General features: G+C 61.7%; 21 protein-coding genes and 6 pseudogenes. 10 read left to right on the top strand and 17 right to left on the bottom strand.

Features of this window, described 5'->3' with window-relative positions; translation table 11 throughout:
• The first annotated feature begins 2 nt into the window (after positions 1-2).
• From E5P3_RS31750 to E5P3_RS36545, 4 genes are all read left to right on the top strand, one after another.
• Positions 3-1,082, top strand: a complete 1,080-nt coding sequence (locus tag E5P3_RS31750; RefSeq protein ID WP_068673271.1) for a maleylacetate reductase — start codon at positions 3-5, stop codon at positions 1,080-1,082.
• Positions 1,075-2,262 carry a muconate cycloisomerase family protein gene (locus E5P3_RS31745; RefSeq protein ID WP_198161201.1) on the top strand — a complete coding sequence of 396 codons (1,188 nt, stop codon included), beginning with the start codon at positions 1,075-1,077 and terminating at the stop codon, positions 2,260-2,262. The genes E5P3_RS31750 and E5P3_RS31745 overlap by 8 nt, the downstream gene beginning before the upstream one ends.
• On the top strand, positions 2,255-2,953 hold the full coding sequence (locus E5P3_RS31740) for a dienelactone hydrolase family protein (RefSeq protein ID WP_068673274.1): 699 nt from the start codon (positions 2,255-2,257) through the stop codon (positions 2,951-2,953). Before E5P3_RS31745 ends, E5P3_RS31740 begins: the two co-directional genes overlap by 8 nt.
• Before the next feature lie 457 nt (positions 2,954-3,410).
• Complete coding sequence (locus E5P3_RS36545) at positions 3,411-3,719, top strand: LysR family transcriptional regulator (protein ID WP_083944095.1); 309 nt, start codon at positions 3,411-3,413, stop codon at positions 3,717-3,719.
• A gap of 45 nt (positions 3,720-3,764) precedes the next feature.
• Here E5P3_RS36545 and E5P3_RS31730 read toward each other — a convergent pair whose 3' ends face one another.
• From E5P3_RS31730 to E5P3_RS31700, 9 genes and pseudogenes are all read right to left on the bottom strand, one after another.
• Positions 3,765-4,292 carry a hypothetical protein gene (locus E5P3_RS31730; RefSeq protein ID WP_232062357.1) on the bottom strand — a complete coding sequence of 176 codons (528 nt, stop codon included), beginning with the start codon at positions 4,290-4,292 and terminating at the stop codon, positions 3,765-3,767.
• Positions 4,293-4,358: 66 nt separating this feature from the next.
• Positions 4,359-7,351: pseudogene (locus tag E5P3_RS31725) on the bottom strand (Tn3 family transposase).
• Positions 7,352-7,393: 42 nt separating this feature from the next.
• A pseudogene (locus tag E5P3_RS31720) lies at positions 7,394-8,703 on the bottom strand (site-specific integrase).
• Positions 8,704-9,007: 304 nt separating this feature from the next.
• Positions 9,008-9,627 (bottom strand): annotated as a pseudogene (locus tag E5P3_RS31715) (superoxide dismutase).
• Positions 9,627-9,974, bottom strand: coding sequence for a hypothetical protein (locus tag E5P3_RS31710; protein WP_024815562.1), 348 nt, complete (start codon positions 9,972-9,974; stop codon positions 9,627-9,629). The pseudogene E5P3_RS31715 and the gene E5P3_RS31710 overlap by 1 nt, the downstream one beginning before the upstream one ends.
• 149 nt (positions 9,975-10,123) lie before the next feature.
• On the bottom strand, positions 10,124-10,321 hold the full coding sequence (locus E5P3_RS36260; RefSeq protein ID WP_269474018.1) for a hypothetical protein: 198 nt from the start codon (positions 10,319-10,321) through the stop codon (positions 10,124-10,126).
• Positions 10,309-10,878, bottom strand: a complete 570-nt coding sequence (locus E5P3_RS36255) for a chromate transporter (RefSeq protein ID WP_269474017.1) — start codon at positions 10,876-10,878, stop codon at positions 10,309-10,311. Before E5P3_RS36255 ends, E5P3_RS36260 begins: the two co-directional genes overlap by 13 nt.
• A gap of 56 nt (positions 10,879-10,934) precedes the next feature.
• A pseudogene (locus tag E5P3_RS36250) lies at positions 10,935-11,276 on the bottom strand (chromate transporter); the annotation flags it as partial.
• Positions 11,277-11,565: 289 nt separating this feature from the next.
• Positions 11,566-12,537, bottom strand: a complete 972-nt coding sequence (locus E5P3_RS31700) for a chromate resistance protein ChrB domain-containing protein (protein ID WP_024815564.1) — start codon at positions 12,535-12,537, stop codon at positions 11,566-11,568.
• A gap of 203 nt (positions 12,538-12,740) precedes the next feature.
• On the opposite strand from E5P3_RS31700, the gene E5P3_RS31695 reads away from it, so the two are divergent.
• A complete protein-coding gene (locus E5P3_RS31695) occupies positions 12,741-13,778 on the top strand; it encodes a Cj0069 family protein (RefSeq protein WP_230305084.1) in 1,038 nt (345 codons plus the stop codon).
• 206 nt (positions 13,779-13,984) lie between these two features.
• Here E5P3_RS31695 and E5P3_RS31690 read toward each other — a convergent pair whose 3' ends face one another.
• On the bottom strand, positions 13,985-14,662 hold the full coding sequence (locus E5P3_RS31690) for a GlcG/HbpS family heme-binding protein (RefSeq protein WP_332107412.1): 678 nt from the start codon (positions 14,660-14,662) through the stop codon (positions 13,985-13,987).
• Between the two features lie 561 nt (positions 14,663-15,223).
• Here E5P3_RS31690 and E5P3_RS31685 point away from each other — a divergent pair.
• On the top strand, positions 15,224-15,541 hold the full coding sequence (locus E5P3_RS31685; protein ID WP_024815567.1) for a hypothetical protein: 318 nt from the start codon (positions 15,224-15,226) through the stop codon (positions 15,539-15,541).
• A 7-nt stretch (positions 15,542-15,548) separates the two neighbouring features.
• On the opposite strand, the gene E5P3_RS31680 is transcribed toward E5P3_RS31685, so the two are convergent.
• Positions 15,549-15,878: a helix-turn-helix domain-containing protein gene (locus E5P3_RS31680; protein ID WP_024815568.1), complete on the bottom strand. Its 330-nt coding sequence runs from the start codon at positions 15,876-15,878 to the stop codon at positions 15,549-15,551.
• 65 nt (positions 15,879-15,943) lie between these two features.
• Positions 15,944-16,247, bottom strand: a pseudogene (locus tag E5P3_RS31675) (type II toxin-antitoxin system RelE/ParE family toxin).
• A 278-nt stretch (positions 16,248-16,525) separates the two neighbouring features.
• Between E5P3_RS31675 and E5P3_RS31670 the strand changes: the two are divergent.
• The gene (locus E5P3_RS31670) at positions 16,526-17,623 is read left to right on the top strand and encodes a DNA-binding protein (protein ID WP_024815569.1); all 1,098 of its coding nucleotides are present in this window, start codon (positions 16,526-16,528) and stop codon (positions 17,621-17,623) included.
• On the opposite strand, the gene E5P3_RS31665 is transcribed toward E5P3_RS31670, so the two are convergent.
• The 3 genes from E5P3_RS31665 to E5P3_RS31655 are packed head-to-tail and all read right to left on the bottom strand — an operon-like array spanning position 17,620 to position 19,039.
• Positions 17,620-18,453 (bottom strand): integrase, encoded by an 834-nt coding sequence (locus E5P3_RS31665; protein WP_162590070.1) that lies wholly within the window; start codon positions 18,451-18,453, stop codon positions 17,620-17,622. The two genes, E5P3_RS31670 and E5P3_RS31665, sit on opposite strands and share 4 nt — an antisense overlap.
• An 8-nt stretch (positions 18,454-18,461) precedes the next feature.
• Positions 18,462-18,836, bottom strand: a complete 375-nt coding sequence (locus E5P3_RS31660) for a type II toxin-antitoxin system VapC family toxin (RefSeq protein ID WP_162590069.1) — start codon at positions 18,834-18,836, stop codon at positions 18,462-18,464.
• Positions 18,833-19,039, bottom strand: coding sequence for a type II toxin-antitoxin system VapB family antitoxin (locus tag E5P3_RS31655; RefSeq protein ID WP_162590273.1), 207 nt, complete (start codon positions 19,037-19,039; stop codon positions 18,833-18,835). Before E5P3_RS31655 ends, E5P3_RS31660 begins: the two co-directional genes overlap by 4 nt.
• Positions 19,040-19,393: 354 nt before the next feature.
• On the opposite strand from E5P3_RS31655, the gene E5P3_RS31650 reads away from it, so the two are divergent.
• Positions 19,394-20,509, top strand: a complete 1,116-nt coding sequence (locus E5P3_RS31650) for a DNA-binding protein (protein ID WP_162590068.1) — start codon at positions 19,394-19,396, stop codon at positions 20,507-20,509.
• Between the two features lie 197 nt (positions 20,510-20,706).
• On the opposite strand, the pseudogene E5P3_RS36540 reads toward E5P3_RS31650, so the two are convergent.
• Positions 20,707-20,869, bottom strand: a pseudogene (locus tag E5P3_RS36540) (aldehyde dehydrogenase family protein); the annotation flags it as partial.
• A gap of 24 nt (positions 20,870-20,893) precedes the next feature.
• Between E5P3_RS36540 and E5P3_RS36245 the strand changes: the two are divergent.
• Positions 20,894-21,340 carry a CoA transferase gene (locus E5P3_RS36245; RefSeq protein ID WP_443083302.1) on the top strand — a complete coding sequence of 149 codons (447 nt, stop codon included), beginning with the start codon at positions 20,894-20,896 and terminating at the stop codon, positions 21,338-21,340.
• 49 nt (positions 21,341-21,389) lie between these two features.
• Positions 21,390-21,899: a CoA transferase gene (locus E5P3_RS36240; protein WP_269474015.1), complete on the top strand. Its 510-nt coding sequence runs from the start codon at positions 21,390-21,392 to the stop codon at positions 21,897-21,899.
• 1,066 nt (positions 21,900-22,965) lie between these two features.
• Here the strand turns inward: E5P3_RS36240 and E5P3_RS31640 are convergent.
• Positions 22,966-23,952, bottom strand: coding sequence for a D-2-hydroxyacid dehydrogenase family protein (locus tag E5P3_RS31640; RefSeq protein WP_162590272.1), 987 nt, complete (start codon positions 23,950-23,952; stop codon positions 22,966-22,968).
• Positions 23,953-23,955 lie beyond the last annotated feature (3 nt).

Genomic DNA, 23,955 nt, shown 5'->3' with positions numbered 1-23,955 from the left:
CGATGCCTGACTTCACATATCAGGGCCTAGCCAGCCGGGTAGTCTTCGGCCGTGGGACGATATCCGCATTGAAGCGGGAGGTCGAGGCCCTTGGCTGCCGGCGAGTTCTGGTTGTCTCCACCTCACAGCAGACTGCGGATGCCGACCGCGTGAAGGCTCGCCTTGGTGATTTGCACGCGGCGACCTTTTCGGGCGCTGCCATGCACACACCCACTGATGTTACGGCCCGTGTTCTGGAGCTTGTGCAAGAGCAAGCTATAGACGGGGTGGTGGCCATTGGTGGTGGGTCGTCCATCGGTCTATCTAAGGCAATTGCACTGCACACCGATCTACCTCAGCTCGTGGTGCCGACGACTTACGCCGGCTCGGAGATGACACCAATACTGGGGCAAACCGAAAACGGAGTAAAGACGACGCAGCGGACACTTAGAGTGCTGCCGGAAACCGTTGTCTACGACGTTGAGCTGACGCTCACTCTTCCGCCCTTAATGTCTGTTGCGAGCGGCTTAAATGCTTTAGCCCACGCCGCTGAGGCGCTTTATGCGCAGGATTGCAATCCGATTGTATCGTTGATGGCGTCAGAGGGAATTACTGCCCTATACGACAGTCTTCCGCGCATCAAGTCAGATCCAGCCGATCTGGACGCTCGTGCGAGCGCGCTGTATGGATCATGGCTGTGCGGGATTTGTCTGGCGTCCACCTCCATGGGACTGCACCACAAGCTTTGTCATACGTTAGGGGGAACTTTAAATCTTCCTCATGCCGAGACACACGCGGTGGTACTCCCGCATGCTCTCGCTTACAACACGCCTGCCGTGACAGACGCACTCAAGATTATGGAGCGTGCACTTGGAGGCGGCGACGTGCCGGCCAAGCTGTACGACATGACCAAGAGCAGCGGCGCCACAGTCGCTTTGAAGGACCTCGGCATGGCTGAATCGGACATTCCTGTTGTTGTTCAGGCCGTAATGAGCAAGCCATATGCGAACCCAGTGCCGCTCAGTGCTGGCGCCATCGAAAAGCTGCTCAGGAACGCATGGGGCGGTGTGCGTCCGGATCAATCAAATTCTCCGCATGCATAACATGTCCAGCCAACAAACCTTAGGTGCACAAACCGGTGGAGCGCCGACCGACACCATCGAGTCGATTGAAACTCAAATCGTCGATCTGCCACTGAAGAAAGTTCACAACCACTCCAGTGGAACGCACGGGACACAGTCGCTCGTAATGGTTACTCTGAGAACCAGTAGTGGTGCCGTCGGCTATGGCGAGGGCGGAACCCCCGCCGGCACTGCTTTCTGGGGTGGTGAATGCAGCGAGACCATCAAGGAGATCATAGATAGATACCTAGCGCCGGCCGTGCGGGGCGTCAATGTCTTTTCTCACGAGTTAATTCTCAAAGCGATGGACCGTGCGTCAGCCAGAAACAACTTTGCCAAAGCGGCGGTCGATGTCGCCGTGCATGACGCTGTGAGCAAGTTGTACGGTGTACCGGTCAGCGCGCTTTACGGTGGACGGGCACGATCTTCGATTCCTGTACTGTGGGCTTTAGCGTCCGGTGATCTCTCATACGACGTTGCAGACGCGGAGCGGCAACTCGAGGCGAAAAAGCATCGAACCTTCAAGCTTAAGATCGGAATGGGGGATCCTTTGGAGGAGACGGCCCGCGCGATTCAAACGGCCGAAGCTGTATGGAAGATCGACGCCGCCGCCGTGTTCACGGTAGACCTCAATCAAGCTTGGGACGAACCGACTTGCATGCGCCTGCTGCCCAGATTGCAGAGGGCGGGTTTTGGGTTGATCGAGCAACCACTTCCGCGGTGGAACCATGAAGGTATGGCGCGGGTCGCAGCGCGCCTGGATATTCCCATTGCTGCCGATGAAGGTCTTTGGGACAGCCATGATGCATACGCCTCCTTCAAGGCCTGTTCGACTGACGTGTATGGCGTAAAAATCGCCAAGGGTGGTGGCATCCGTCGAGCGTACAAGGCCGCGGGTGTGGCTGAGGCTGCCGGGATTCCGATTTACGGTGGCATGGCGCTAGAGAGTTCCATCGGGACAGCCGCGGGCCTTCAGCTATTCAGCGCGCTGCCGGAGCTCGCGTGGGGATGCGAGCTGATTGGTCCGCTGCTGTTAGCCGATGACCTTACGACTGCACCTACGGTCTATCGGGACTACGAAGTGGTCGTTCCGGACGGAATCGGGCTCGGGGTCCAGCTTGACCATGAGAAAATCAACTTCTACGCACGAAAAAATGGATAGCTTTAACTTCAGAATTCCTTCTGCGCACGGCGATTTTGACGGGTACTTCACGTCGAGGGCAGACTCACCGCAGCCAGGAATCGTTTTGCTGCCCGAAATTTTCGGAGCAAACAATGCGATGCGCTTGGCGGCCGAGCAATTTGCTGACGCTGGCTTCGCCGTGCTCGTTCCGGACGTGTTCAACCAGATCTCCCCTCGCATTGAGCTCGGGTATTCCGATGCGGAGCGTACAAAGGCAATCGGTTTGTGGGAATCGATGGACGAAACCCTTGGTGTCGCTGACTGCTATGCGGCAGTGGACGCTTTGAGAGCGCACCCGAGCTGCAATGGTCGGGTGAGTGTCCTCGGTTTCTGCCTTGGCGGGAAGTTTGCGCTTAACATGGCTGCGAACGGCGGTATCGATGCCTGTATTTCCTTCTACCCAGTTCGCGTCCAAGACTATCAGGAGTCGCTCTTTTCATTGAAGTGTCCCACTCAGGTGCATGTAGGTGACCAAGATGCTCATATCCCGCCGGCGGTTCAGGAAATCCTAGAGAAGGCCTTGAACAAGCCTGGCCAGCAGGAAACACTTGTATATGCAGGTGCCGGTCACGGATTCTTCAATTCGATTCGCTCATTCGGGTATGCACCTGACGCAGCGACGAAATCGTTCGAGTCCACGGTCAGCTTTCTCAAGGCTAACGTAAGCTAAGAATGGTGGACGCGCGCTTCGGTCCGCGGCCAGAGGTAAACTAGCTCTTTGCGCTGAAGTACCACCATGTGGTTCCTTCGACATTGTTCTGACCCGCCTTGCGGGCTTCCCTGAGCCTAGGCAGCAGGCAGCAGGCAGCAGGCAGCAGACGACAGGTAAACGCAGAGGCGAAGTCAGAAGGCAGAGGCACAGGCAGAGGCAGAGGCAGAGGCAGAGGCAGAGGCAGAGGCAGAGGCAGAGGCAGAGGCAGAGGCAGAAGTCGGCGGGATAAGAAATTCGCGGCGGTTCGCTCACATTCTTATCTGCAAGTAGAAGGATAGATCGCAATTTGTGAGGGGGCCACACTGCGACATGATGACGCTCGTAGCTTGGCGACTTTCAGGAACTGTTTTGTACCTTATGCTTCCAACCACATAGAGAGTGCAAACTCGATATTTTTGGTGAGGCAAACGCCCGTATGACGAGGCACTTACCGACAAGCGCCCGCGCTCACCTCAACCCGCAGAATCTTCGAGTACTCCTCGCGATAGAAGAGCACGGCAGTCTATCCCGCGCGGCACGGCAGGTGAATCTAGTGCCCTCAGCGGTTAGCCGCCGCGTCACTGAGCTTGAGCAAAGCCTGGGGACACAGTTACTCAGGCGGTCAGCGCATTCGGCGGAGTTCACCGCAGCGGGTCGAACAGTGCTCTCACGCGCGCGCGCAATCCTCGGAGAGATGGATGCGCTCGCTGTTGACCTTGCGGCGTTATCTGCAGGAACTCGGTAAGTGTCCGAGCATCCCCGTGCTTGACGGGCTCGTCGCTTTCCGCCCTCAGACGTCCAGTACGTGCCTGAGGGCGCCGTAGGGCACGCTCCAGGAGTTGCCGTCGCCGGTGGAGACGGTGGCCGTCTTGGGATTGCAGCGCGTGATCACACCCACATGGACCTGCAGGTGGCGATCCGTGAAGGAGATCTTCTGGCCGCGGTGGAAGTCCGCCCGCGTGGGTCGCGGTGGGCTTGGCTCTGTCGCCGCGGCGGCCGTCTGCGGCCTGTCACCCGGCATGGGCGGCTCGATCGCCGCGTAGGGCAGCCTCCACTGCCCTCGCACCTCGGTGCCCTCCAGGGTCACCTGCGTGTCGCGCATCTCGATGACCCGTCCCAGCCGCATCTTGTCGTGGCGATCGTCGTAGAAGCGCACCACCTGCCCCAGGTGCAGGTCCCGGCGGATAGCCACGATGCGCCGCGGGTCCGTCAGCAGCCTCTCGACCACCGCCGCCAGCTGGTACAGCTGCAGGCTCGTGGCGCGGCCCAGAGACTCGATCAGCGCCACGTCCTGCATCGGCGGTGCCCGCTCGCTCATGCTGCCGGCTTCCAATGCGAGGGTCGGCAGGGATTCATGTAAAACCCAGCAGAAACGACCCTAAGTCTATGATTCCATTGGGATTATGGTGGCATCGAAGTTCAAGGGGCCAATCTTCCGCCGAAAATCCAGCGTGTAGTCACCAAACCGGTTGATGTGCGCCGTGCGGAACGGCGCCAGGCCGCCCAGGATCTCCAGCGTGATCTCGGTCCCCTCGTCGCGAAGCTCCTGCAGCACCTTCGTCATGCCCACCACGTTGTGCAGAATGATCATGTTGGCCACCAGGTGGTTGTACTTGATCACCTTGCGCTGCTCGTGCCGGATGTTCTCCGCAATGATCCCTTCTCCCCCAAAAAATGACCACTGAGCAAAGCCGTTGAACTGCTCGCTCTTATTGGTTTCGGCATGGATTACCTTGCGCAGCCCGACATCGCCGATGTAGCTCAGCAGGAACATGGTCCGGATGACCTTGCCAAGCTCTACAAACGCGAAATACAGCTTGTTCTTGCGGCTGTAGGTGCCGAGCCGGCGCAGGATCGCCGACGGCGTGATCTTGCCGGTCTTGATGGAAACCGCCACCCGCAGCATCGCCGGCAAATGCAGCTCAATCAGCCGCCAGTCGATCACATCGCTGAACAGCGCATTGATGTTGCGGTAAACATTGCCCGGCTCCGGGCGATGGAATTTGAGGTCTTGGATGCCCCGGATGCGCGGCATGAGCTGGATGCCCAGGAGGTGCGCCAGCGCGAAGACCGGGTAACTCTGGGCCTGGGTGTCCCCGTGAATCGTGTCCGGTCGAATGTCCGATTCGTTGGTCATCAGCCCGTCAAGGATGTGGATGCCCTCATAGGTGCCGCAGGAAATGAAATGGCTGAACAGCGCGATGAACTTGTCCGATACATGGTAGTAGCCGATACCGCCGTACCCACCATAGCGGATATGGTGCTCGGACAGTAGGTTTTGCTCGTAAAGATTCCACTTGGTGCCGTCCGCCGACGCGTGTTTGCCCGTGCCCCAGTAGCCTGGCAGCTCAAACTTGTTGTAGGCGTTGATCACCTTGACAATGGCCTTGTCCAGGAGGTCCTCGCTGACGTATTTCAAGTTCAGCCAGGAAATCTGCCGGCGGCTCAGACCTTTGATCGATTTGGCGGTCTGCACGGGCCCCAGGTTGCAGCCGTAGCAAAACAGCGTCGTGATGACGCGCATGCGCAGATCCTCCAGGCGGCTGTCGGTCCCGGCGAGTGGCCGGAACAGCTTGTGCAGGTCCAACCAGCGCTCGGTGTCGATCATGACGTCCACGATGCTGGCCGCCTCCATTCGCTCGGTGATCAGGGCGTCGATCCGCGCGGCCGCCTCGACGATTTCTGAGCGCGGCGGTTTCCGCAGGATCAGGCGGCCGTCGACGATCTCGGCATGGGCGTTTTCCGGGAAAGTGGCGTCGATGTCGTGGGCCCGCTGGGACATCGCCGATTTGAGCATCGCCACAAAGGTGCCGGGATCTGTCTCGATGCCGGTGACCTGGCCATAGTCGCCCACTTCTCTTTCAAAGGTTTCGTCATCGACCAACTGCTCGCGGTAATCGTCATAGCGCTCGCCGTACTTGATGAAGAGATCGCCCGACTTCAGGTCGTCTTTGACAGCATGCATGACCGCCAGTTCAAAATACCGGCGGTGGACAGCCTCCGCCCGGCCCTTGCCGGATGGACGGACCAACACCAACCGCTTCCACTGGCCTGACATCCAGCGGAAATCCTTGTCTTCAGTCAGGCCCAGCATGTCCAGCGGCACGATGTCCGCACGGTTGTCGCGCAGCTTGTAAAGGGCCTCGATCAGCCGCTCCGCTACCTGGTCCTCGCTGCTGGCCTTGGGCGAGGCGATGCCGATGCAGTTGAGCAACTGGGCCCGGACCATCTTGTAGGGCTGCAGCAGGAAAGGCAGATGGTTGCGGCCCGCATAGGCCAGGTGCTGTTCGCATTCGTTGAGCAGCTCGTCCACGTCGGCCACCAGGGTGGTGCCGATGGCGTCCACACGCTGCGTGTCGGTGCCCTCCAGCTGGTAGGCGCCCAGGATGTCTTTGAGCTGGCCAACCAGCATGTCGGTTTTTTGGACCCGCTCCTGCTGGAACGAGAGCAATTTCTGCCTGGCATTGTTTTCCAGGTTCTGCATCAGGCGAATAAACAGGTCCGCGGCATCGTCCAGGGACTGGGCATGCTGCGCCCGGATGAAGATCACCGCCAGGGCGTAGCGCTTTTGCGGCTTGAGTTCGGCCATCTCGGCCGCATTGAGGGCGCGCGCCAGGTGGCGAAACTGTTTGAGCTTGGGCACCGGCACGTCGGGCTTGGGAAGCTGCTCCACCAGGTACTGCAAGCGCCGGATGTGCTGGATGTAGGTGCGCGTTTCCTTGTTGGTCGGCCGCTTGGGTTCGCGTTTGAGCATTTGCCAGGCAGAAACCGACTCGCCCGTGGCGGTTTTAAGCAAACTGTCGATCAAGGTCCGGGTATGGGCTGTCAGCTGGTTGGTGATTGCGGAGAAATACCGGTTGTTGCTCTTTTCCCGGGCTCGATACGCCATCCGGTCCAGCGTCGAGAAGGCGGGCAGCTCGTAGCGATGGTGGACCAGCTCCTCCAGCATCACGTTGATGATGTCGGCCACCGCGTGTTTGGTCTCGGCCGCCGTGTCGGCCACGACCTCCAGCCAGGCGTGGCCCCCGGGTTCATAGGTTTGACATTGAGGTGCCGGCGTAAGGTCGCAAACAAGGCGGTGCGCGAGCCCGAGGCCTCGAAGCGCTTGAGGTCCGCCGCCGGGGGCGGCCTAACCACGCCCACCTGCTGCGCAATGTGCTCCCGGATCACCGGCGGCACTTCGGCCAGGGAGATGAAATAGCCCAGGCGCTGGAAGACTTTCAGGTGGATCAGTGCCGCCATGCGCGGCAAGGCGCGCTTGCCGATGCCGGCAGCCAGGAGTTGTTCATCCTTGGTCGGTGTGTAAAGCTCCGCCAGCTCACGGGGTGTCGGATCGGGTTTCAGGCTGGGATAGGCCGTCTCATGGAGCGTGGTCATTCGCGGGGACTACCCCGCCTGGCGGCAATGCTTCCCATCGCCTCAATCCCAGTAGGTGTCGGTCGCGGGTTCGTGAAATGAGGTTTCCAGCAGGCACTGGTTGTCCTCGGCGATGCGGTACATGTCATCGAGCAGCGTGGCGATCACCTCGTCCAGCAAGTCACGTGACAGGTAGGGAACTGCGAGCTCGTAGAGCGTTCCCTCGGTGTTCAGGCGTTGCATGGCGAAACGCTCAAAGCAGGTCTGCTCGATCAGCCGGTGACCGCGAGCCAGGCCGCGCGACTGCTTGCTGAAGCGGGCCAGCACCAGCGTGACGCGCAGGACTGCCATGGGCGTCGTTCCTTCGGCCGGTGGGCGGGGCGCTTCGATTTGTTCGGTCAACAACAATGGCAGTAGCTGCGGAACTGCCGGTGCCAGGGCCGTCAGGCCCTGCTCGAACCGGGCCTGCAGGCTGGAATCCGACGCATCGAGGTAGCGCATGGCCGATTTGACATCCTTCCAGCCGACGTATTCCATCAGTTCCTTGATGTCCCAGCCGCTGGCGCGGGTCCAGCCGGCAAAGCCGCGGCGCAAGGAGTGGCTGCTGTATTCCTCGGGCGACTCGACACCGGCTTCGGCGAACAGGCTGCGCAACAACGGAATCAGGCTGTCGGCATGCAGACTTTCGTCGGCCACATTCCCCAGCGGTCGATCTTGCGGAACACCGGACCCTCGGTCAACCCGGCCAGGTCGATCCAGGCATTGAAGGCCGTCACGGGACATAAGCGGGACAAGGCTGGGCATTTGAAAACACGGCCCTGCAGCTGCCGGTCGCCTTTGGTGCGGCCCAGGTAGCACGCCATGCCCTGGCCCGGCGTCACCTCGATGTTCTCTACGCGCAGGTTGACCAACTCGTCGGAGCGAAAGCCGCGCCAGAACCCCAGCAACATCAGGCTGCGGTTGCGGGTTTGGCGCAGCAAGGCCGGCCGGTCGCCGGACCGCTGGGCGTTGCCAATCGCGACATCGAGCCACTGGTCGATCTGCTGGAGCACCGCCAGCTCCAGGGGGCGCGCGCGCTTTTCTGGCACGGCGTGAATTGAGCGAATGCCTTTAAGGACCTGGCGCACCAAGGGCGACTTGGTGGGGTCCGCAAAACCTTGGTCGGCATGCCATCGGGACAGTGCCGCCAGCCGCTGGCGAAGGGTGTTGATGGCCAAGGTAGGCGCGTAGTCGGCGAGGTAGCGGGCGATGGCGTCAGCCGTCGAGGGCAGGAGGCCTTTCCACTCTATTTCAAAATGTCGTATGGCCGAAGCGTAGCTCCGACGCGTGTTGTCGCGCTCAGCGGCTTCGATGTAGTCAACAACACGATTCATTTCAGTTTGTTTTTCGCCTGTCCATTAGCGTGGCTTGCCCCGCTCCGCCAGCAGGTAGCCAGCCATGATGGTGCCGAACAAATCGAAGCGCCCCGCCGGGCGCAGGGGTACAGCAATTGGCGCCAGTTCCATGCACGCACCAGTTGCTCGGCCAGGATGGACAAGGGCACCAAGACCAGCCAGCTTGGGTCCGCGCCTGTGAGAATACCGAGCCGTCGCGCCGTCGCGCCGTCGGTGTCCGGAGATGCCTATCTTCACGTGCACACGAGAGAGTGCCAACCCGCCACATGCAACGCTAAATGCCTCATATCGCACGTGCGCCGGCCAGCCGTGCACTCACGCTCTCCCACTGGATGTTCTGGAAGAAAGCATCAATGTATTTCGCCGCCGCAGCGCCGTAGTCCATCTGATAAGAGTGCTCGTACATGTCCATCACCAGGATCGGAACGGTGGCGGCCGGTCCATGCGCGTGATCGGCCATCCAGTAATTTTCCAGCTGCCTGGTGTGCAGGTTGAACCCAAGAACCACCCAGCCGGACCCCCACCGAGGCCGGCACCGATGCGGCGGAATTCCCTCTCCCAGTCTTCGAAGCTGCCGAAGGCTTGAGCGATCGCCTCTCGCTCGGTAGCTGCGGCCTCGCCACTGCCCCCGAGGTTCTCGAAATACAGTTCGTGCAGCACCACCGATCCAGTGCGAATTAGGTGCTCGCGCTTCAGGTCGTTGTAGATGTAGGGCGGCAGGTCCTTGTCGCCTGCGGCCTGCACCAGCCGGGCCTTGACAGCGGCCAGTGCCTTGACCGAGCCGCCGTAATTGTTTTCCCAATGGGAACGAATCATTCGTTCGGACAGACCCGTTAGTTTTGACGGATCGAACGGCAGCGGCTTGAGCGCGTCCTGACTTTGAAATGCTGGGGATGTAGTCATCATGAACTCCTTTTAAGAAAACCTTGATATACGAGTTGCTGCCCATCTAGGTACTGCAACTCGTTGCCTCGTCGATGCACCGAGAAGCACGCCGCCTGTGTGCTGCTGATCTCGGGCTTCAGCAGGCACAGCTGGTCGCCTTGAACCGACCATTGGCCCGCTTTGCTTGTCCCGCTCTCGGAGCGGATGAGTCGACCATCGGGGAGGTACTGATGCTCCCAATGTCTCCCGTCGCCGACTGAGCTGCCGCGCAACGCGGAGCGGATCTGCTGGCCATTCAAAGGAGCAAAAGCCGCCGATTCAGCGGCCACGTCCGGCAGCGTCCATGCACCAAGCACGAGCAGCAAGCAACCGCAAGCAACGTTTCGGCGCAGCCGTCCGTCTAGGCGGGTTGAGCCGAGGCCTCCGCTGGCGCGACTTTTCTTGATCGGAGCGACCTTTAACGCGACGCAGCGCGCTGAGCGAGGGCAAGCAACAGGCTGCATACCCTGCTGGCTCACGCGCCGCTCGGCATCAGCAGCCAACCCGCGACTCCGGCCCCGATGATCGCGACTGCGATGTTGAGCTTGTTCTTCCAGGCATACAGGAAGGCCAAGGCCGCGACAAAGATCGATACGGCCACCGCCAACGACGGCACACGCGCGGCGGTGACGAACGCCAGGTCAACCGTGGTCGCGGCGATTAGGCCGACCACCCGGCGGCGACGCCGTCGAGGAAGGCGTGCATCTCCTTGACCTCTAGCACTGCCTCGAGCCGGTCGTAGAAGATCAGCGAGAAGGCAAACGCGGGAAGAAAGACGCCGGCGGTCATGACCAGCGCACCGAGCGGCCCGCCGGCAACATAGCCAACGAAAGTGGCGAAGATGATGAGCGGCGCGGGCAGCACCCCAGACAAGGCCAGGCCGTCGAGGAACTGGCCGTCGGTGATCCAGCCGCGGCCGACCGCGTCATTGCGGATGAACGGGATCGCCGTGTAGGCACCGCCGAAGGTGAGCAGGCCCGCCTTCAACCCGGCGACGAAGATGAGCAGCAGCGAAGCCTCGCCCTGGACGACCGCCTCCACCAGCGGCTGTGCGCGCGGCGCCCAGAGCGCCATCGCGGCGGCCAGCGCCACCGCGCCGGCAGCGACCAGGAGGGCGAGCCTGCCACGCTTGAGCATCCACAAGGCATAGACGCCGCCGGCGGCTGGCAGGGTGATCCAGAAGGCCACGCCGGCGGCGGAGGCGAGTGCGGCCACGATGGCGATGGCCACAGCCAACGGTCCACCAGGATGTGCTCGCCGATCCGGTGCACCGCCCGTACGATCAGGGCGATCACTGCTGCCTGTACACCAAGGAACGCGGCGCCCAGTGCCGTGCCAGCGATGTCCATCCGGAAGTAAAGCCATGACAGCGCCAGCATCAACAGGAATCCCGGGAGCATGAATGCGAGACCGGCCAGCACCCCGCCCAGCCGCCCCTTCGCACGCATGCCCAGATGCACGCACAGCTCGTGCGCCTCGGGTCCGGGCAGCACCTGCATCACGGCCAGCAAGCGGTTGAAGCGTTCGCTGGAAATCCATCGTTCCTCGTTCACCAGTTCCCGGCGCAGCATGGCGACCTGCGCCACCGGGCCTCCCCAGGCAAGGAAGCCGAATTTGAGAAACCGCATGAAAAGCTGAAAGTACGTCAGCGTCGGAGGCACGGCCTCGGGGCCGGCAGCGCCGGTGGTCGTCTGCGCACTCATGCTGCCCCCGGTTCAGTGTTGAGGTTGGGACGGATGATCGAAGCGGCGCGCAAGCCGGTCAGGAAAAGTGTCATGGCGTTATCCGGTCATGGTTACAGAACAGGTGGTTGGTTGAATCAAAGTCGCTATCGGCAGTTGGGTGGGTTCCAGGTGTGGCTCGGGGTAACTTGGCGCGAAACTCACCAATGTGCGGGGGCTGGGCGGATCATCTGGGTCATCCTGGGCGACCGCCAGCTTGTTGAAAGTACGCGTACAGGGAGTCGAGCATTTTGCTCATCTCCGCCAGCAGCGCGTCGTCCTCGTCCAGGCGTTGATGCGCGCCTGCCAGCACGGCCTCGAAGCCTGCAGCCTCGGCGACCGGTTCGCCGCCCACGTCGAGCTGGTGTACAAGCGCGGCGACGCGCATGAGCGCAGCATCCTGCTCCAGGTCGAAGCTAGCCATTAGCGTCTCGAAGGTCACCCGCTCGCCCACGTGCGTAAACGCCGCGCCGTCGAAATCGAAACCGAGTGCGCCTTTCGGGCAATCTGACGGCTGGGACAGCCACTGAAAACGCGCATCGCGGTCGATGAAGCGCTGAATCAACCATGCGCTGGCAACGCGGTCCACCCAGGGCCGACGTCGCGTGGCCCACGTCCGGCCTTGGTAGCTGCTCGCATCCAGCCTGGCAATGCCGCCTGCCGTTTCGTGAGGCTCGTCTGGCGACAACACCCGCTCGATGCGTTGGGTGAACTCCGTCCAGGCCGCCTCTGCCTCCAGGCTCGCGTCGCCGGGGAAGAAGTCAATGGCCCGCACCATGTCGCGCTCGCGCTGCAGCCTGCGCTGCATGCGCGAGACCTCGGACCCCGCCAGCCCGCTGAGCGTGCGTCCCGCCTCCTTCCAGGACTTGCACAGCTCGGCGTAATCGTCGCTGCGGTCAAACAGCTGCCGGTAGGTTGCAGCTTCGTCGACGGACCGCGGCTGCACGTCCATCAGCCACGCGTGGCCTCCCTCGCGCCGGCATTCCTCAGCCAGTTCCTGCAGCGCCACTTCGCGTTCCTCACCAGCTGGTAGGAGATACGCCCCGTCCCGTAATGCCATGCAGCCAAGCGACTTCAACGCCCGCCAAATGCGGGTCCGCGCGGTGGCGCCGGATGTAGGCAGCGAAACAATCAGCAACAACCAGGGTGGCAAGAACAGCAAACTCATGTCATGATCATACTGTAATGTCTTGAACTCGACATTAAAAGAGTCAACAGACCAGAAACGCGAATACTTTGCTGGTCGAGGCTCTCTTCGGCCCAGTGGGGGTATCCATTGCTGAAGCTCTTATGAATGCCATGAGGACCTTATGAAATACGCTTCAATTGCTCTGGCAGCTTGCTGGCGTGTGAGCCGCTGAGGAGTTGCCCTTGCCTACATCAACCGTCGCATTACTTTATCCAGGCGATCGCCGCATGCGGGATCGCTCTGATCCGACCGAGAGCCGGTTTGCTGCGTTGTTTGATGCTTTCGCCCTCGCCGGCGTGACGGCGGTCCCTGCCGTGTACAACGACGACTTCGCCGAAGAAGTGGAGACGCAGCTGCGCAACTGCCGCCTCGTGCTGGTCTGGTGCAATCCCATCGAAGGCGGACGACGACGGGATGTCCTGGACGCCATGCTGCGGCGGGTTGCCGACTCGGGGATTGTGGTCAGCGCGCATCCGGAGGCCATCCTGAAGCTGGGAACCAAGGACGTCTTGTTCCACACGCGCGATCTCCCGTTTGGCAGCGACGTTTGCCGAGTCGACAGCCTCAAACAACTCGAGGAGGAATTGCCAGAACGACTCCGCCACGGCCCACGGGTACTCAAGCAATACCGGGGACAGAGCGGGAACGGTGTTTGGCGCGTGCAACTGGTGGGTCCCATGGCCACACCCGCGCGCCTGCGGGTGCGCCACGCCCAGCGTGGCAGCGACGAAGAGGTGATGGAAATTCCAGCGCTCTTGGCAAGACTGGCTCCGTACTTCGAGCCGGAGAACGGCGGACACATGATCGACCAGGCATGGCAACCGCGCTTGGTGGAAGGCATGGTGCGCGCCTATCTGGTGGAGGATCGGGTCGAGGGCTTCGGGCACCAGTCGGTGAACGCGCTCTACCCCGCCAAACCTGACGAGCCGGCACCGCCGTCCAGCCCGAGGCTGTACCACGCCGCAAATCTGCCGCAGTTCCAGTTCTTGAAGGAACGACTGGAGACTGAGTGGGTCGAGTTGCTCCGCACACGCGTCGGCCTTTCGCGCGAGCAACTTCCGTTCCTCTGGGACTGCGACTTCATGTTCGGAGAATCTATCGCCGATGCCTCTGAGCGCTATGTGCTTTGCGAAATCAACGTCAGCAGCGTAGCGCCGTTCCCGGACTCCGCCATCCAGCCGCTCGTTTCGGCTGTTCAACGTCGTCTAAAGCAGATTTGATCGCCTGTTGCGCACGTTGCCACAGCCAAGTAGCTGCGAACCTGACTTTTGGCCTAAGTGATTGACGCGTGTTCTATCAAGCTGGTGTATGTAGGCTAGCCACCGACTCTCGTCTATTGCAGGATGCATAAGAATACTGGCCATGGCCGGGGTTAGGCTGGCAACGTCAGCAGGGAGCTTGACCACTGACCGCACGAGAGTGCGGCCTAGTCAAAAGTCGAGTTCGTCGCGGATAGCAGCAATGCCCGCTTTGGCGCAGACGTCATCGGCATCCCCGCCCGGCGCGCCCGAAACCCAATGGCGCCCACGATGGAGCCAGCCGATTCAATGGGAATGCCACCGCCGATGGCCACGATGCGGGGAAGGTGTCGCACGCCAGATGCGGGTTCACCTCCTTGAGTGGAACGGGTGAAACTCGTGGTATCGAGTTTGAAGGTCACGGCCGTGTAGGCTTTGTTGATGGCCGTATCGACTGTGTGTGGACCGGCGAAACGGTCGCGAAGCATAACGAGCGCGTTGCCGGCACGGTCATTGACCGATACGGCAGCTTGATGGCCATTTTTTCGGCAAGTCTCTAGCGCAGCCCGTGCCGCCTTCAAAGCGGCATCTGGCGTCAAGGAGGCTGACGTGAAAGTGGCTGTTGTGCCAGTAGCAAAACCAACAGGCATTCCAAGCATAAGACGAAGGTCAGAGTTGATTTTTTTGCAGTGCGCATTGGTAGAAAATTCCTTTTCAGCGGTCATGTGATTTGAGTTCAGGTGCCTCGAGGCGCTTTTGCTGGCTAACTTCGATTCTCCCGCAATCTGCTCATTCTGGTGGGCATTTGCAAGCACTATCGAAGCACCCATTATTGGCGTTTTGCCTTGCGCAGAAGCGATATGCATCCGGAAACTCGAAAGCCTGGTGCTTGAGGGTTAAGAAGCCGTGCTTGAAAACGCCGCTGACACGCGGTTGCAATGCCGCCTTGCAGTCAAGCACGTTGAGATAAGCGAGATTCCCGCGCATCCGGCTCAACTGGGTTGAATCGGAATAATGGCATTCCTGGGTCTGCTTAAGAATGGGTACGAAATCACAGCGAACTGTGATGTTCGCCGTTCCTCTGCGCTCAGTTTGGCGCGGCAGTCGCGAAATGGCTCTTTGGCTAACTAATTCGAATAATCAACTTTCACGACAGCTCCTGGTCGGCCGCCCGCCTTTCAGTCATATTTGCCCTCGTAGATAGTCTGGCATCCGCCGAGACACATCAGCAAGGCAGGGAGAAACCATACTTGCGCGTGCGCATGCTTACGCTGTTCATGCAAATGCCGATGACTTGGGACCCGGCAGGCATGTCACGGAGGGAATGATCATGGTGCTCGTCATCGTGGCTAAGCGTGCCATTCCGGCACGGTTATGCTTCGCGGGACAGCAGGATGATGCAGGCAGTTATTTGTAAGGAGAATTCGATGCAACTCAAAACCATGGAGGCCGTGAGCGTGGTGCATCAGATCCGATGTGACCGGTGCGGCAAAGAGACCGAGCGTGGCGAGCTTGGCTTCGCCGAGATGACGTCGATCGGCTTCGACGCGGGCTATGACTCGATTTTTGGGGACGGAAATCGGGTTGAGGCGGATTTATGTGAGACCTGTCTGCGTGACACCTTGGGCGCATGGCTCAGGGTCAGGACACAGGCCGAAACGTCTTTGGCGACCAAGCTGGCAGCATTCAAGCCGGAGGTACATGGAGGGGAGTTCCCTCCACCCAAATCAGCAGGGCCCGGATAAAGGCCAATCAGTCAAACTGCAGTTCGATCTTGCCGGCGCGGCGCCGCACCGGGCCGACCACGATCTTCACGTCATGGCCCAGCCTGGCCACCAGCTCCAACAGTTTGGCCTCGCTGACGCCGCGAAACTGGCCGCGCGTGATGCGCGAAACCTTGGACTGGTCGATCCCCAGCAGCGCAGCCGCATCTTCCTGCGTCAAGCGGCGCGCCTTGATCGCTCGGGCGATCTCGCCGGCGAGCTGGGACTTGCGCTGCATCTCGGCCGCGTCGGTGTAGCCCAGGTCGGCATAGACATTGGTGCTGCCTTCTTCGGTGGTGATGCTTGCGGGTTCACTCATTTGCGTGCTCCTTGCTGTGCCTGCCAAGCTTCGAAGTCCTGCTTCGGCCTTCAGGCGGGTGGTGATCAATCCGGTTTCGGCGTGGCGATGCCGCTTTGGGACTTCTTCTGAAAGCAGTGCAGGACATAGACCCAGCCGGCGAACTTGACGGTGTAGACGCCCGGTGAGTGTCGCCCTGGGGGTCCTCGACCACCTCCAACACGCCGGCCGACCAAAACCCGTCATGACCTTGGCATCCTGATGCTTGCCACTGGCCTGCGCCAGGTCGATGGCATGGCCAAAAACGTCTTTGACATAGTCCGGCATCGCATCCAGATCGCGCTTGGCGGAACTGACCCATTTGACGGGTTTGCGGGTTTGCTTCGACATCGCTTAAATTATGTCTGTTTGGGCATAATCCCGTCAATTCGCCGGGGCGGACCTTTTTCGGGGACGCGAGTTTTGTTCCGCGCGGTCATAAGCGCATATGACGCCACATTAGGCCGACCCCAAACCGCTACCACGGCTGAAACCATCAAAAATTACCCTCACATTGGATAATCCACTATTACCCAGTGTGATATTTACTAAGATCTATGATTTATTGACCTCTTAAATAGTATGTAATATCATGGTACATACTACAGTACGAAATAACGAGGTGAACCATGGCCCGAGCCGGAATCTACAAGTCTGAAGTGCTGCGTGCCCGCGATAAATTGCTGGCCGCAGGGCGCAATCCGTCCATCGATGCGGTGCGCGAAGAGCTGGGCAGCGGCTCCAAAACCACGATCCATCGCTACCTGAAGGAGATCGAGGAAGAGGAAGGGCCAGCCACCGGCAGCCGCGTAGCCGTCAGCGAGGCAATCCAGGACCTGGTGGGTCGCCTAGCCGCCCGCGTCAATGAAGAAGCGGAAGAGCGGGTCACCACGGCGCAGGCCAAGCACGCCGAGCAGCTGAGCCAACAGCAGCAAGCCGTCGCGGCCCTGAAATCCGAGGCGCTGGCCACGCGCCAGCAGCTGGAGCAAACCCAGCGGGCCCTGGCCGACGAAAAAAACGCTCACGGCAAAACCAGCGAAGCTCTGAGCCGCAAGACCCTGGAAAACACTCAGCTCGTCCAGCAGGTGGCCGACCTGCAGGAGCGCCTCGCGGCCGAAGAGCGCCATCGCCAATCCCTGGAAGAAAAGCACAAGCACGCGCGCCAGGCGCTGGAGCATTTCCGGGAATCCACAAAGGAGCAGCGCGACCAGGACCAGCGCAAGCACGAACAGCAGGTGCAGTACCTGCAGGCCGAGTTGCGCACCGTGAACGAGACCTTGGCCACCAAGCAGCAGGAAGCCGTCCATACCCTTCAGGAAAACGCACGCCTCCTGGGCGATTTGTCGCGCGCCCAGGGCGATCTGCACCAGGCTCAGGAAGAGGTGCGAGGCCTGCGGCCGCTCAAGGATGAACTGGGGTTTGCGCAAAGGCGCTCCGAGGAATTGGGCCGGCGCCTGGTTGAGCAGGACGCGGCCGTCCAGCAGCTCAGCACTTCCAAAGAGCAGTTGCAGGCCAAGGTCGACGAGCTGCTTTCCGCCAAACAACAGCTGGAACTGGCGCTGGCGACGGCCAGGTCATCCGTCACGGCCCAGGAGCAGGTCGTGGCCAGCATGCTTGAGCGCTTCAGTACGCCGGCGACTGGCCCTAATTTGGTTGCGAACCCGGTTGAAGAGGCCGGTCGTCCAGGGAAGAGAGAGTCGAAAAAGTCAACGGGGACAGGCACTTAAGCCTGTTTCTGCTGGGTTTTACATGAATCCCTGCCGACCCTCAGCCAGGCTTCCATCGCCTCGGCGGCCATGCCGACCACGGGCTTCACATCCTCGGCCTTCACCTTGCCGGTGTGGTTCGTCTTGGAGTCGGCCAACGTGTAGAGGTAGCCGCCTTCGTCGGCGCGGCGCAGGTTCTCGAACACTGCCTCCGAGACCTCGGATCGACGGCGACCGCCAGACGACCAGGCGAACAGGAGGAGGGCGCGGTCACGCTTGCCCTTGAGCGAGTCGTCACAGGTGTCCAGCACCGCCTCGAGCGGCTCCTTGGTCAGCGCACGCTGCTTGTGAGGCGTGGCGTTGCGCTTGGCGTAGGCCTTGCGGGTCTTGCTCAGCAGCGCCTTCACCGCCGAGTCGATGCACGGGTTAGGCTCCTTGGCCAGGTAGTGGGCCATCGACAGCACCGAGATCCGGTGCATCAGCGTGTTCAGCGCCGGTGCGCCGAGCCTGCCCTTGAAGCCCCCCTTGACCAGCGCCGCATCGATCTCGGGCGGCAGTTGGCACACCAGGCCAGCCTTGGTGGAGCGCTCGGCATGGTCGACGATGAACTGGACGACCACCGGTACCGGCACGGGCAGATCCATCTGGCGGCCGTAGCGCGCGCCGAACCAGGCGGCCCAGTAGCGCATCGCTGTTCGGTACGACGCACGCGTATTGCTGGACTCGCCCTCGGCCATCAGGTCGTGTGCGGCTTCCTCGGCCATGTCGGAGAGCCGGGCCGGGTCTAGGAGGGCGTCGTTGCGCTCGAGCGGCGTCAACACCTGGCCTGATAACTTTTCAGGAAGATCCATGACCCGTCTCAGTGGATGCCATGCGCGACGTCGAATCGCTGCGCCAGCTCCAGCAGGCGCCGGTCCAGGGTCCATAGCCGTGCGCCAGGGGTGATGAGGGTCGATGCAAGTAGCGCCATGTCGACCAATCCGCACCCGAGTCCGTACAGCCTTTCCCGCTCGACTAATTCCTGCACCTCGTTCAACGTGGCCTGATTGCACGTCCTCAGCAGGCTCAGACCGCCAAGCGTGTGCTCCCGCGGAGTGGGCGGTGTCCCACAGGCCAGCTCGACGACCACCATCGGATGGGTCAAGGCGAGGTCCAAGCCGACCAGGTGCGCGAGGGCGGCGTTGCCGCTGCGGAAATGGTCGATCCAAACAGAGGTGTCGACGAGCACGCTCATGACGAGACCGGCTCGCCTCGACGACGCGGCACGTCCTGGATGTCGGGGGCCGCCCCTCCGAGCGCAATGAGGCGCTTGCCTGCTTGAACACGCACGAACGTGCGGATCGCTTCTCGAAAGATCTCCGCCTTGTCCATTTCGGGATCGGCCATTTCGAGGGCCTTCTCGAAAAGAGAGTCTTCGATGGTGACGGTGGTACGCATAGCCAAGACTTGAATCCGTAATGATGCCATTTTGCATCAGATTTCGCATCTTAGCCCGTCATCCCCTGCTGCGCGCAGCTCAGCCAACTAGGTTCATCGAACGATGCGATCGAGCTCGGCACATCTCTCCCAGACCAAGCCAAGGCCTTGGCAACACGCTATCTGGTAGGCATATCAATCGGCCGGCCGATGACCGCCGGCACGGCCCAAGACATCTTGTTTCGTACATATGACGTATGATATCGAACGCACATTATATGTCACTTTCGATAATCCTTTATTATCGAAAGTAAACGGGATGCAAGGACATAGGTCTGAGCCTGTCCGAGCGCCCATAGCCGCCCCGGAGCACCCATGGAAAGCACCAGTTCGAACGTCACCACCTTCGCGCCGCGCGGCGGCCGCGGAATCCAGGAGTCCCAGGTCTGGGAGGCCGCCGACGCGCTCGTGCACGAAGGTCTGCGCCCGACGATCGAGCGCGTGCGCCAGAAGATTGGCAGCGGCTCGCCCAATACAGTGAGCCCGATGCTGGAGCGCTGGTTCGCCACCCTCGGCAAGCGCCTGGACGGCCGGGGCGCCAACCTGGCCGACGGCGAGGCGCACCAGCTCCCTTTGGCCGTCATCCAGGCCACCAAGCTGTTCTGGGACGCCGCGCGCCGCGAGGCCGACCAGGTGCAGGTCCAGAAGAACGAAGCGGCCCGGCGCGAACTCGAGCTGCAGCGCGAGGTGCTTGACCGGAAGGAATCGGAGCTCACGCAGCGCGAAGCCTCGTTCGAGCAGGCCCGCGTCGCGCTCGATGAGGCGCTGGCCTCCTCGCGCCAAGCGGTCGCGGCGATCGAGGCCCAGATGCACACGCAGCAGCAGGAATCGGCTCGCCTTCTGAGCGACTCCGAAGCCGAGGTGCGGCGCCTGCGCAAGGCTCTCGAAGAGGCCGTGGCCAGCAAGGAAGCCCTGCGCGAGAAGGCAGCCATGGAACTTGGTGCGGTCCAGCGCGACGCGAAGGAAGCCGAGCAGCGCCACGTCGCGCACGAGCGCCGGCTCCTTGCAGACATCGACCGCGAGCGGGTGGCCGCGCGCCAAGCCGCCGCGGATCTCGCCAAGGAGCAGAAGGCCCGGGCGGCAGATCAAGAGGCTGCACGCACCGCGTTGGCGGCGGCAGAGCAGGCCCTCCAGGCCGAGAAGGCCGCGCACGGGGAGGCGGCTGCCGCCTGGTCGCGCGAGCAGCAGGAGATGCGGGTCGAGCTTGCGACCCTGCGCGAGCGCGCCGCCGGGGCAGAGCAGCGCGCAGCGGACTCGGGCGACCGGCTGCGGCGCCAGGAAGAACAGGCCGAGCGAGAGATCGCCCGGTTGCGCGCAGAGCAGGTGACGACAGTGGCCGCGCTGCGCCAGCTCGAGTCCAGTCGGCCAGAGGATGGCGAGAAGAAGTCGCAGAGCGGCCGCGCGGCGCGGAGCAGGAAGGCCTCTGAATGAACGCCGTCCTGAGTCGCATGTTTTCCCTACGGTGTGGTTTGGCATGCCATGCCCGAGCATGCGGAAAGCTGCCTGGGATGAAGTCCAGCGTCTTGAGGAGCGCAGCCCCGCCCTCAGATGCCCCTCTCCAGGCATTCTTCGAAGACCGAAGACCTATTGGATCAACCGAATGAAACGTCGCTCTGCGGCCGTGTACAAGCCGCCCTGAGCGAGTTCTGCTCCGCGGGCTTTGCGAGCACGGGGTTGCCGGCCGCGAGCGCTGCCGCCACCTGGCCCATAAGTATTGCCCGCGGGATTCCATGGACCGATGCAGAGCATCGGCCCCAAAGGGACGTGGGTGCTCGCAGTGAACTCGCTTCGTCGGGCGTCGACCTCGTCGTCGAGATGGTTCCAGCCCACGTGCTGCAGGGGCCCGGGCAATGGGCGCGGGTCGGCGTTCGTTCTCGGCAGCACGCCGGTCGGACATCGACAACGCAGTCGAAGCGCAGCATTCTCAGGCCGTCGAGCCACATCCGTGGCTACGCCGCCGGCCCTCAGGAAGACGACCTCGCCTCGAACCCGGTGGCGGAAGCTGCGAGAGGCGTGATGGAAGGCAACGTCATCGAAGGCCGCCCCAGTCGGCTCGGCCCGTCCTACCACGACCAGTTCGCCGGCGCATACGCGGTCATCGGCGTCCTGTCTTCACTGCTGCAGGCGAAGGCGGGGCGCCAAAGCGCGCCGGTGGAAGTGGGCCTGTACGAAACGGGGTTGCACGTGGCGTCTCGCGACTTGGTGGGCGTTCAGCTGAAAAACGCAGTTGCTCGGCCGTCCCGAGCGGGAGCCGCATGGTGAGTTCAGCATGCCCGGCTACGGCGCCTACCTCACGTTCGACGGCCGCTGAATGTACCTGCTGATGCTCACGGATGCGCATTGGCTGAAGTTTTGCCAGGCGATGAACCTGCCCCAGGCCGGCGACGAATCGTTGGCCCAGCTGCGCAACCGCAAGAAGGCGCGCGACCAGGTGGAGGGCATCGTGAAGGCCGCAATGGCCGCCCTCACCTTCGACCAGGCGGCGTCCCGGTTGCAGGCGGCGGGCGTGGGATTTACCGAGGTCCTGCCACTCGAGCGCGTGCTGCAGGCGCCCCAGGCTCGCCATCCGGGCAAGCTGCGCGACGTAACATACCGCGGCCTTAACTTCGAGATCCCCGAGTTCCCCCGCCTGGGTGCGGCCTGGGACGTGCCGACGAAGCCACCTGCCGAACTCGGCGAGCACACCTTGGAGGTCCTGTTGGCCGCGGGCGTGTCGGCGCTGCAATGCGATCAGCTCGTGTCCTCGGGCGCGGCGGCGGTCGCCGATCCGCGCAACTTCGCTTGGGCAGCGGTGCGTGAATCGAAGAGGTTGCGTGAATAAATTTCGATGGGGAACGCCAGCTGATCCACCACCGCCAAGCCTAGTTGGGTTTTATCGACGGCGGGCGCACTGTATGAAGTTGAAGGTTCCACTCTGACGCCAAGCTAGTTAACGTCAGATTTACCTTTGAATCCAGCCTTCGAAAGAAGAATTCCGACAGCTTGGTCTTAAGCACTCTTTGTCACGCTGCAGTTTTCATACGCGAGATGTGTGAAGCTCAGCCGTAGCATCCAACCTTCAACCAGGTGAACGCCGGCTTGTCACGACACTCCCGAGGCTCGCGTTTGTTGAGGCTGGTGGCGACTGAACAACTTGGTGTTCTGGAAAATCTGGCAGCCGGCGCGGGCTGCACGATGCCTTCGAGGGCGCCAAATGCTTCTCGCGCTTTGATGTGGGGATGCCGCATAGCTTCGCTCAGTGGCAGAACGGGAGCGAAGCAGCTGTCGCTTCCCCACAAGGAGCAACCGCAATCCGCCAACGTTCGTTGGCGAAAATGCCCCACCAAATAGTCCCGGAAGGCAGGCCACGAACCCTCCTCTTCTAGACCGCATGCCACCCCGATGAGATGCCGGCCATTTTTGTATGCGTCCGGGCAACTCGCCTTGACGACGAGCCCATCGTCAACTCTGCCGCCAGCGATGCGGCAGGAGCTCTTCGATGCGGCTGGCGGGCTGCGTCGGCAGCCGCGTCAGGACACCTCAGAACTTGAAATGGCAGGCTGGAAGTTCAGCGTCGAACTGCTTGAGTCGCAGAGGCCAGGGCATCGGCGGCAGGCGCTCGTACTCGAACTTGTCAGCTCGCACCTCGTGGCGCTGGGGACCGCGAGCACGCCCTTCTCTTTCAAAGCGCTTCTTCGACGGTGGCCTCGTCGGCGCGCGTGATCTCGGCGCTCCTGTTAGCCTGGGCGATCGCCAGGAGGACCGCTGCCGAACCCCTGGCTGCGGAACCAACAAGTACTCCGATCAGGCCGCACTCGCAGTTTCCTCGACCCTGCGCAGGGTGCCGAGCCCGACGTGCTGCCGAGCACTTAAAGGAGCTTCCCCATGTCAGTTGAGGAGGTGCCGTGCTATTTCTTCGATTCGTAGCCGATCTCTCGCTGGGTTGAAGTGAGCCTCCTGATCGGATGCCCATCGATCCAGGCACGGATGTTCTCCACCGATTCGCCGTAGTAGATCTCGTACGATCCATCGGTCACGTAGCCCACGTGCGACGTTGCGAGGAGATTGTCGAGGCTGCGGAACGGATGATCCGGCGGCAGCGGCTCCCTCTCGTAGACGTCGATCGCAGCCCCCGCGATCGCACGACTGCGCAACGCATCGATCAGCGCTTCTTCCGAGACGATGGGCCCCCGTGCGGTGTTGATGAGATAGGCGCTTGGTTTCATGAGCGCCAGCTCGCGCGCTGCGACCAGATCACGCGTTCGATCCGACAGCCGCACATGAATGGAGACGATGTCGCTCGACGCGAGCAGTTCGTCCTTGGGGACGTACTGCACGCCGAGCTTGGCAGCGGATTCGGCCGTCATGTTCTGGCTCCAAGCAAGCGTCTTCATGCCGAAGGCGTGCGCGATCCGCGCGGTGGCAGCGCCCGTATATCCCAGGCCGATCAATCCGAGCGTCTTGCCATGCAGGTCGGCGCCCACTGACACCTGCCAGCCGCCCTTGCGGAAGGAGTCGAACTCCCGCGGAAGATTGCGCGCCGCGGCGAGGATCAGCGCCCAGGTCAACTCAGAAGCCGCGGTCAGCGAGGTGCCGGTGCCACAGACCACGACGCCCAGATCGTCTGTAGCGTCCATGTCGATGGCGGCATTCCAGGGCCCGGTGCTGGCAATCATCTTGAGATTGGGCAGCCGCTCGAGCAAGCTGCGCCGGAACCAGGTCCGCTCGCGCATGACACAGAGCACGTCATAAGGCAGAAGCCTCTCGACCAGTTCGTCTTCATCATCGATGTGATCGCGGTACACGGTGATCTCAGCGTGCTCGCGCAGAGCGGCCCAGTTCCCAAAGTTCATCGACACGTTCTGAAAGTCGTCCAGTACGGCAATCTTGTGCATGCG

The organism is Variovorax sp. RA8 (assembly GCF_901827175.1).
Classification (GTDB): Bacteria; Pseudomonadota; Gammaproteobacteria; order Burkholderiales; family Burkholderiaceae_C; genus Variovorax.
This window is presented reverse-complemented; position numbering and strand designations above follow the sequence as displayed.

Bases quoted from the DNA above. Each gene is read 5' to 3' on its own strand.
- E5P3_RS31655 (WP_162590273.1), bottom strand. From the start codon at position 19,039: ATGCGTACCACCGTCACCATCGAAGACTCTCTTTTCGAGAAGGCCCTC.
- E5P3_RS31750 (WP_068673271.1), top strand. From the start codon at position 3: ATGCCTGACTTCACATATCAGGGCCTAGCCAGCCGGGTAGTCTTCGGC.
- E5P3_RS31730 (WP_232062357.1), bottom strand. From the start codon at position 4,292: ATGAGCGAGCGGGCACCGCCGATGCAGGACGTGGCGCTGATCGAGTCT.
- E5P3_RS31640 (WP_162590272.1), bottom strand. From the start codon at position 23,952: ATGCACAAGATTGCCGTACTGGACGACTTTCAGAACGTGTCGATGAAC.
- E5P3_RS36240 (WP_269474015.1), top strand. From the start codon at position 21,390: ATGTACCTGCTGATGCTCACGGATGCGCATTGGCTGAAGTTTTGCCAG.
- E5P3_RS36545 (WP_083944095.1), top strand. From the start codon at position 3,411: ATGACGAGGCACTTACCGACAAGCGCCCGCGCTCACCTCAACCCGCAG.
- E5P3_RS31745 (WP_198161201.1), top strand. From the start codon at position 1,075: ATGCATAACATGTCCAGCCAACAAACCTTAGGTGCACAAACCGGTGGA.
- E5P3_RS31685 (WP_024815567.1), top strand. From the start codon at position 15,224: ATGCAACTCAAAACCATGGAGGCCGTGAGCGTGGTGCATCAGATCCGA.
- E5P3_RS31665 (WP_162590070.1), bottom strand. From the start codon at position 18,453: ATGGATCTTCCTGAAAAGTTATCAGGCCAGGTGTTGACGCCGCTCGAG.
- E5P3_RS31680 (WP_024815568.1), bottom strand. From the start codon at position 15,878: ATGAGTGAACCCGCAAGCATCACCACCGAAGAAGGCAGCACCAATGTC.
- E5P3_RS31660 (WP_162590069.1), bottom strand. From the start codon at position 18,836: ATGAGCGTGCTCGTCGACACCTCTGTTTGGATCGACCATTTCCGCAGC.
- E5P3_RS31690 (WP_332107412.1), bottom strand. From the start codon at position 14,662: ATGCATATCGCTTCTGCGCAAGGCAAAACGCCAATAATGGGTGCTTCG.
- E5P3_RS31650 (WP_162590068.1), top strand. From the start codon at position 19,394: ATGGAAAGCACCAGTTCGAACGTCACCACCTTCGCGCCGCGCGGCGGC.
- E5P3_RS31740 (WP_068673274.1), top strand. From the start codon at position 2,255: ATGGATAGCTTTAACTTCAGAATTCCTTCTGCGCACGGCGATTTTGAC.
- E5P3_RS31700 (WP_024815564.1), bottom strand. From the start codon at position 12,537: ATGAGTTTGCTGTTCTTGCCACCCTGGTTGTTGCTGATTGTTTCGCTG.
- E5P3_RS31670 (WP_024815569.1), top strand. From the start codon at position 16,526: ATGGCCCGAGCCGGAATCTACAAGTCTGAAGTGCTGCGTGCCCGCGAT.
- E5P3_RS36245 (WP_443083302.1), top strand. From the start codon at position 20,894: ATGGTTCCAGCCCACGTGCTGCAGGGGCCCGGGCAATGGGCGCGGGTC.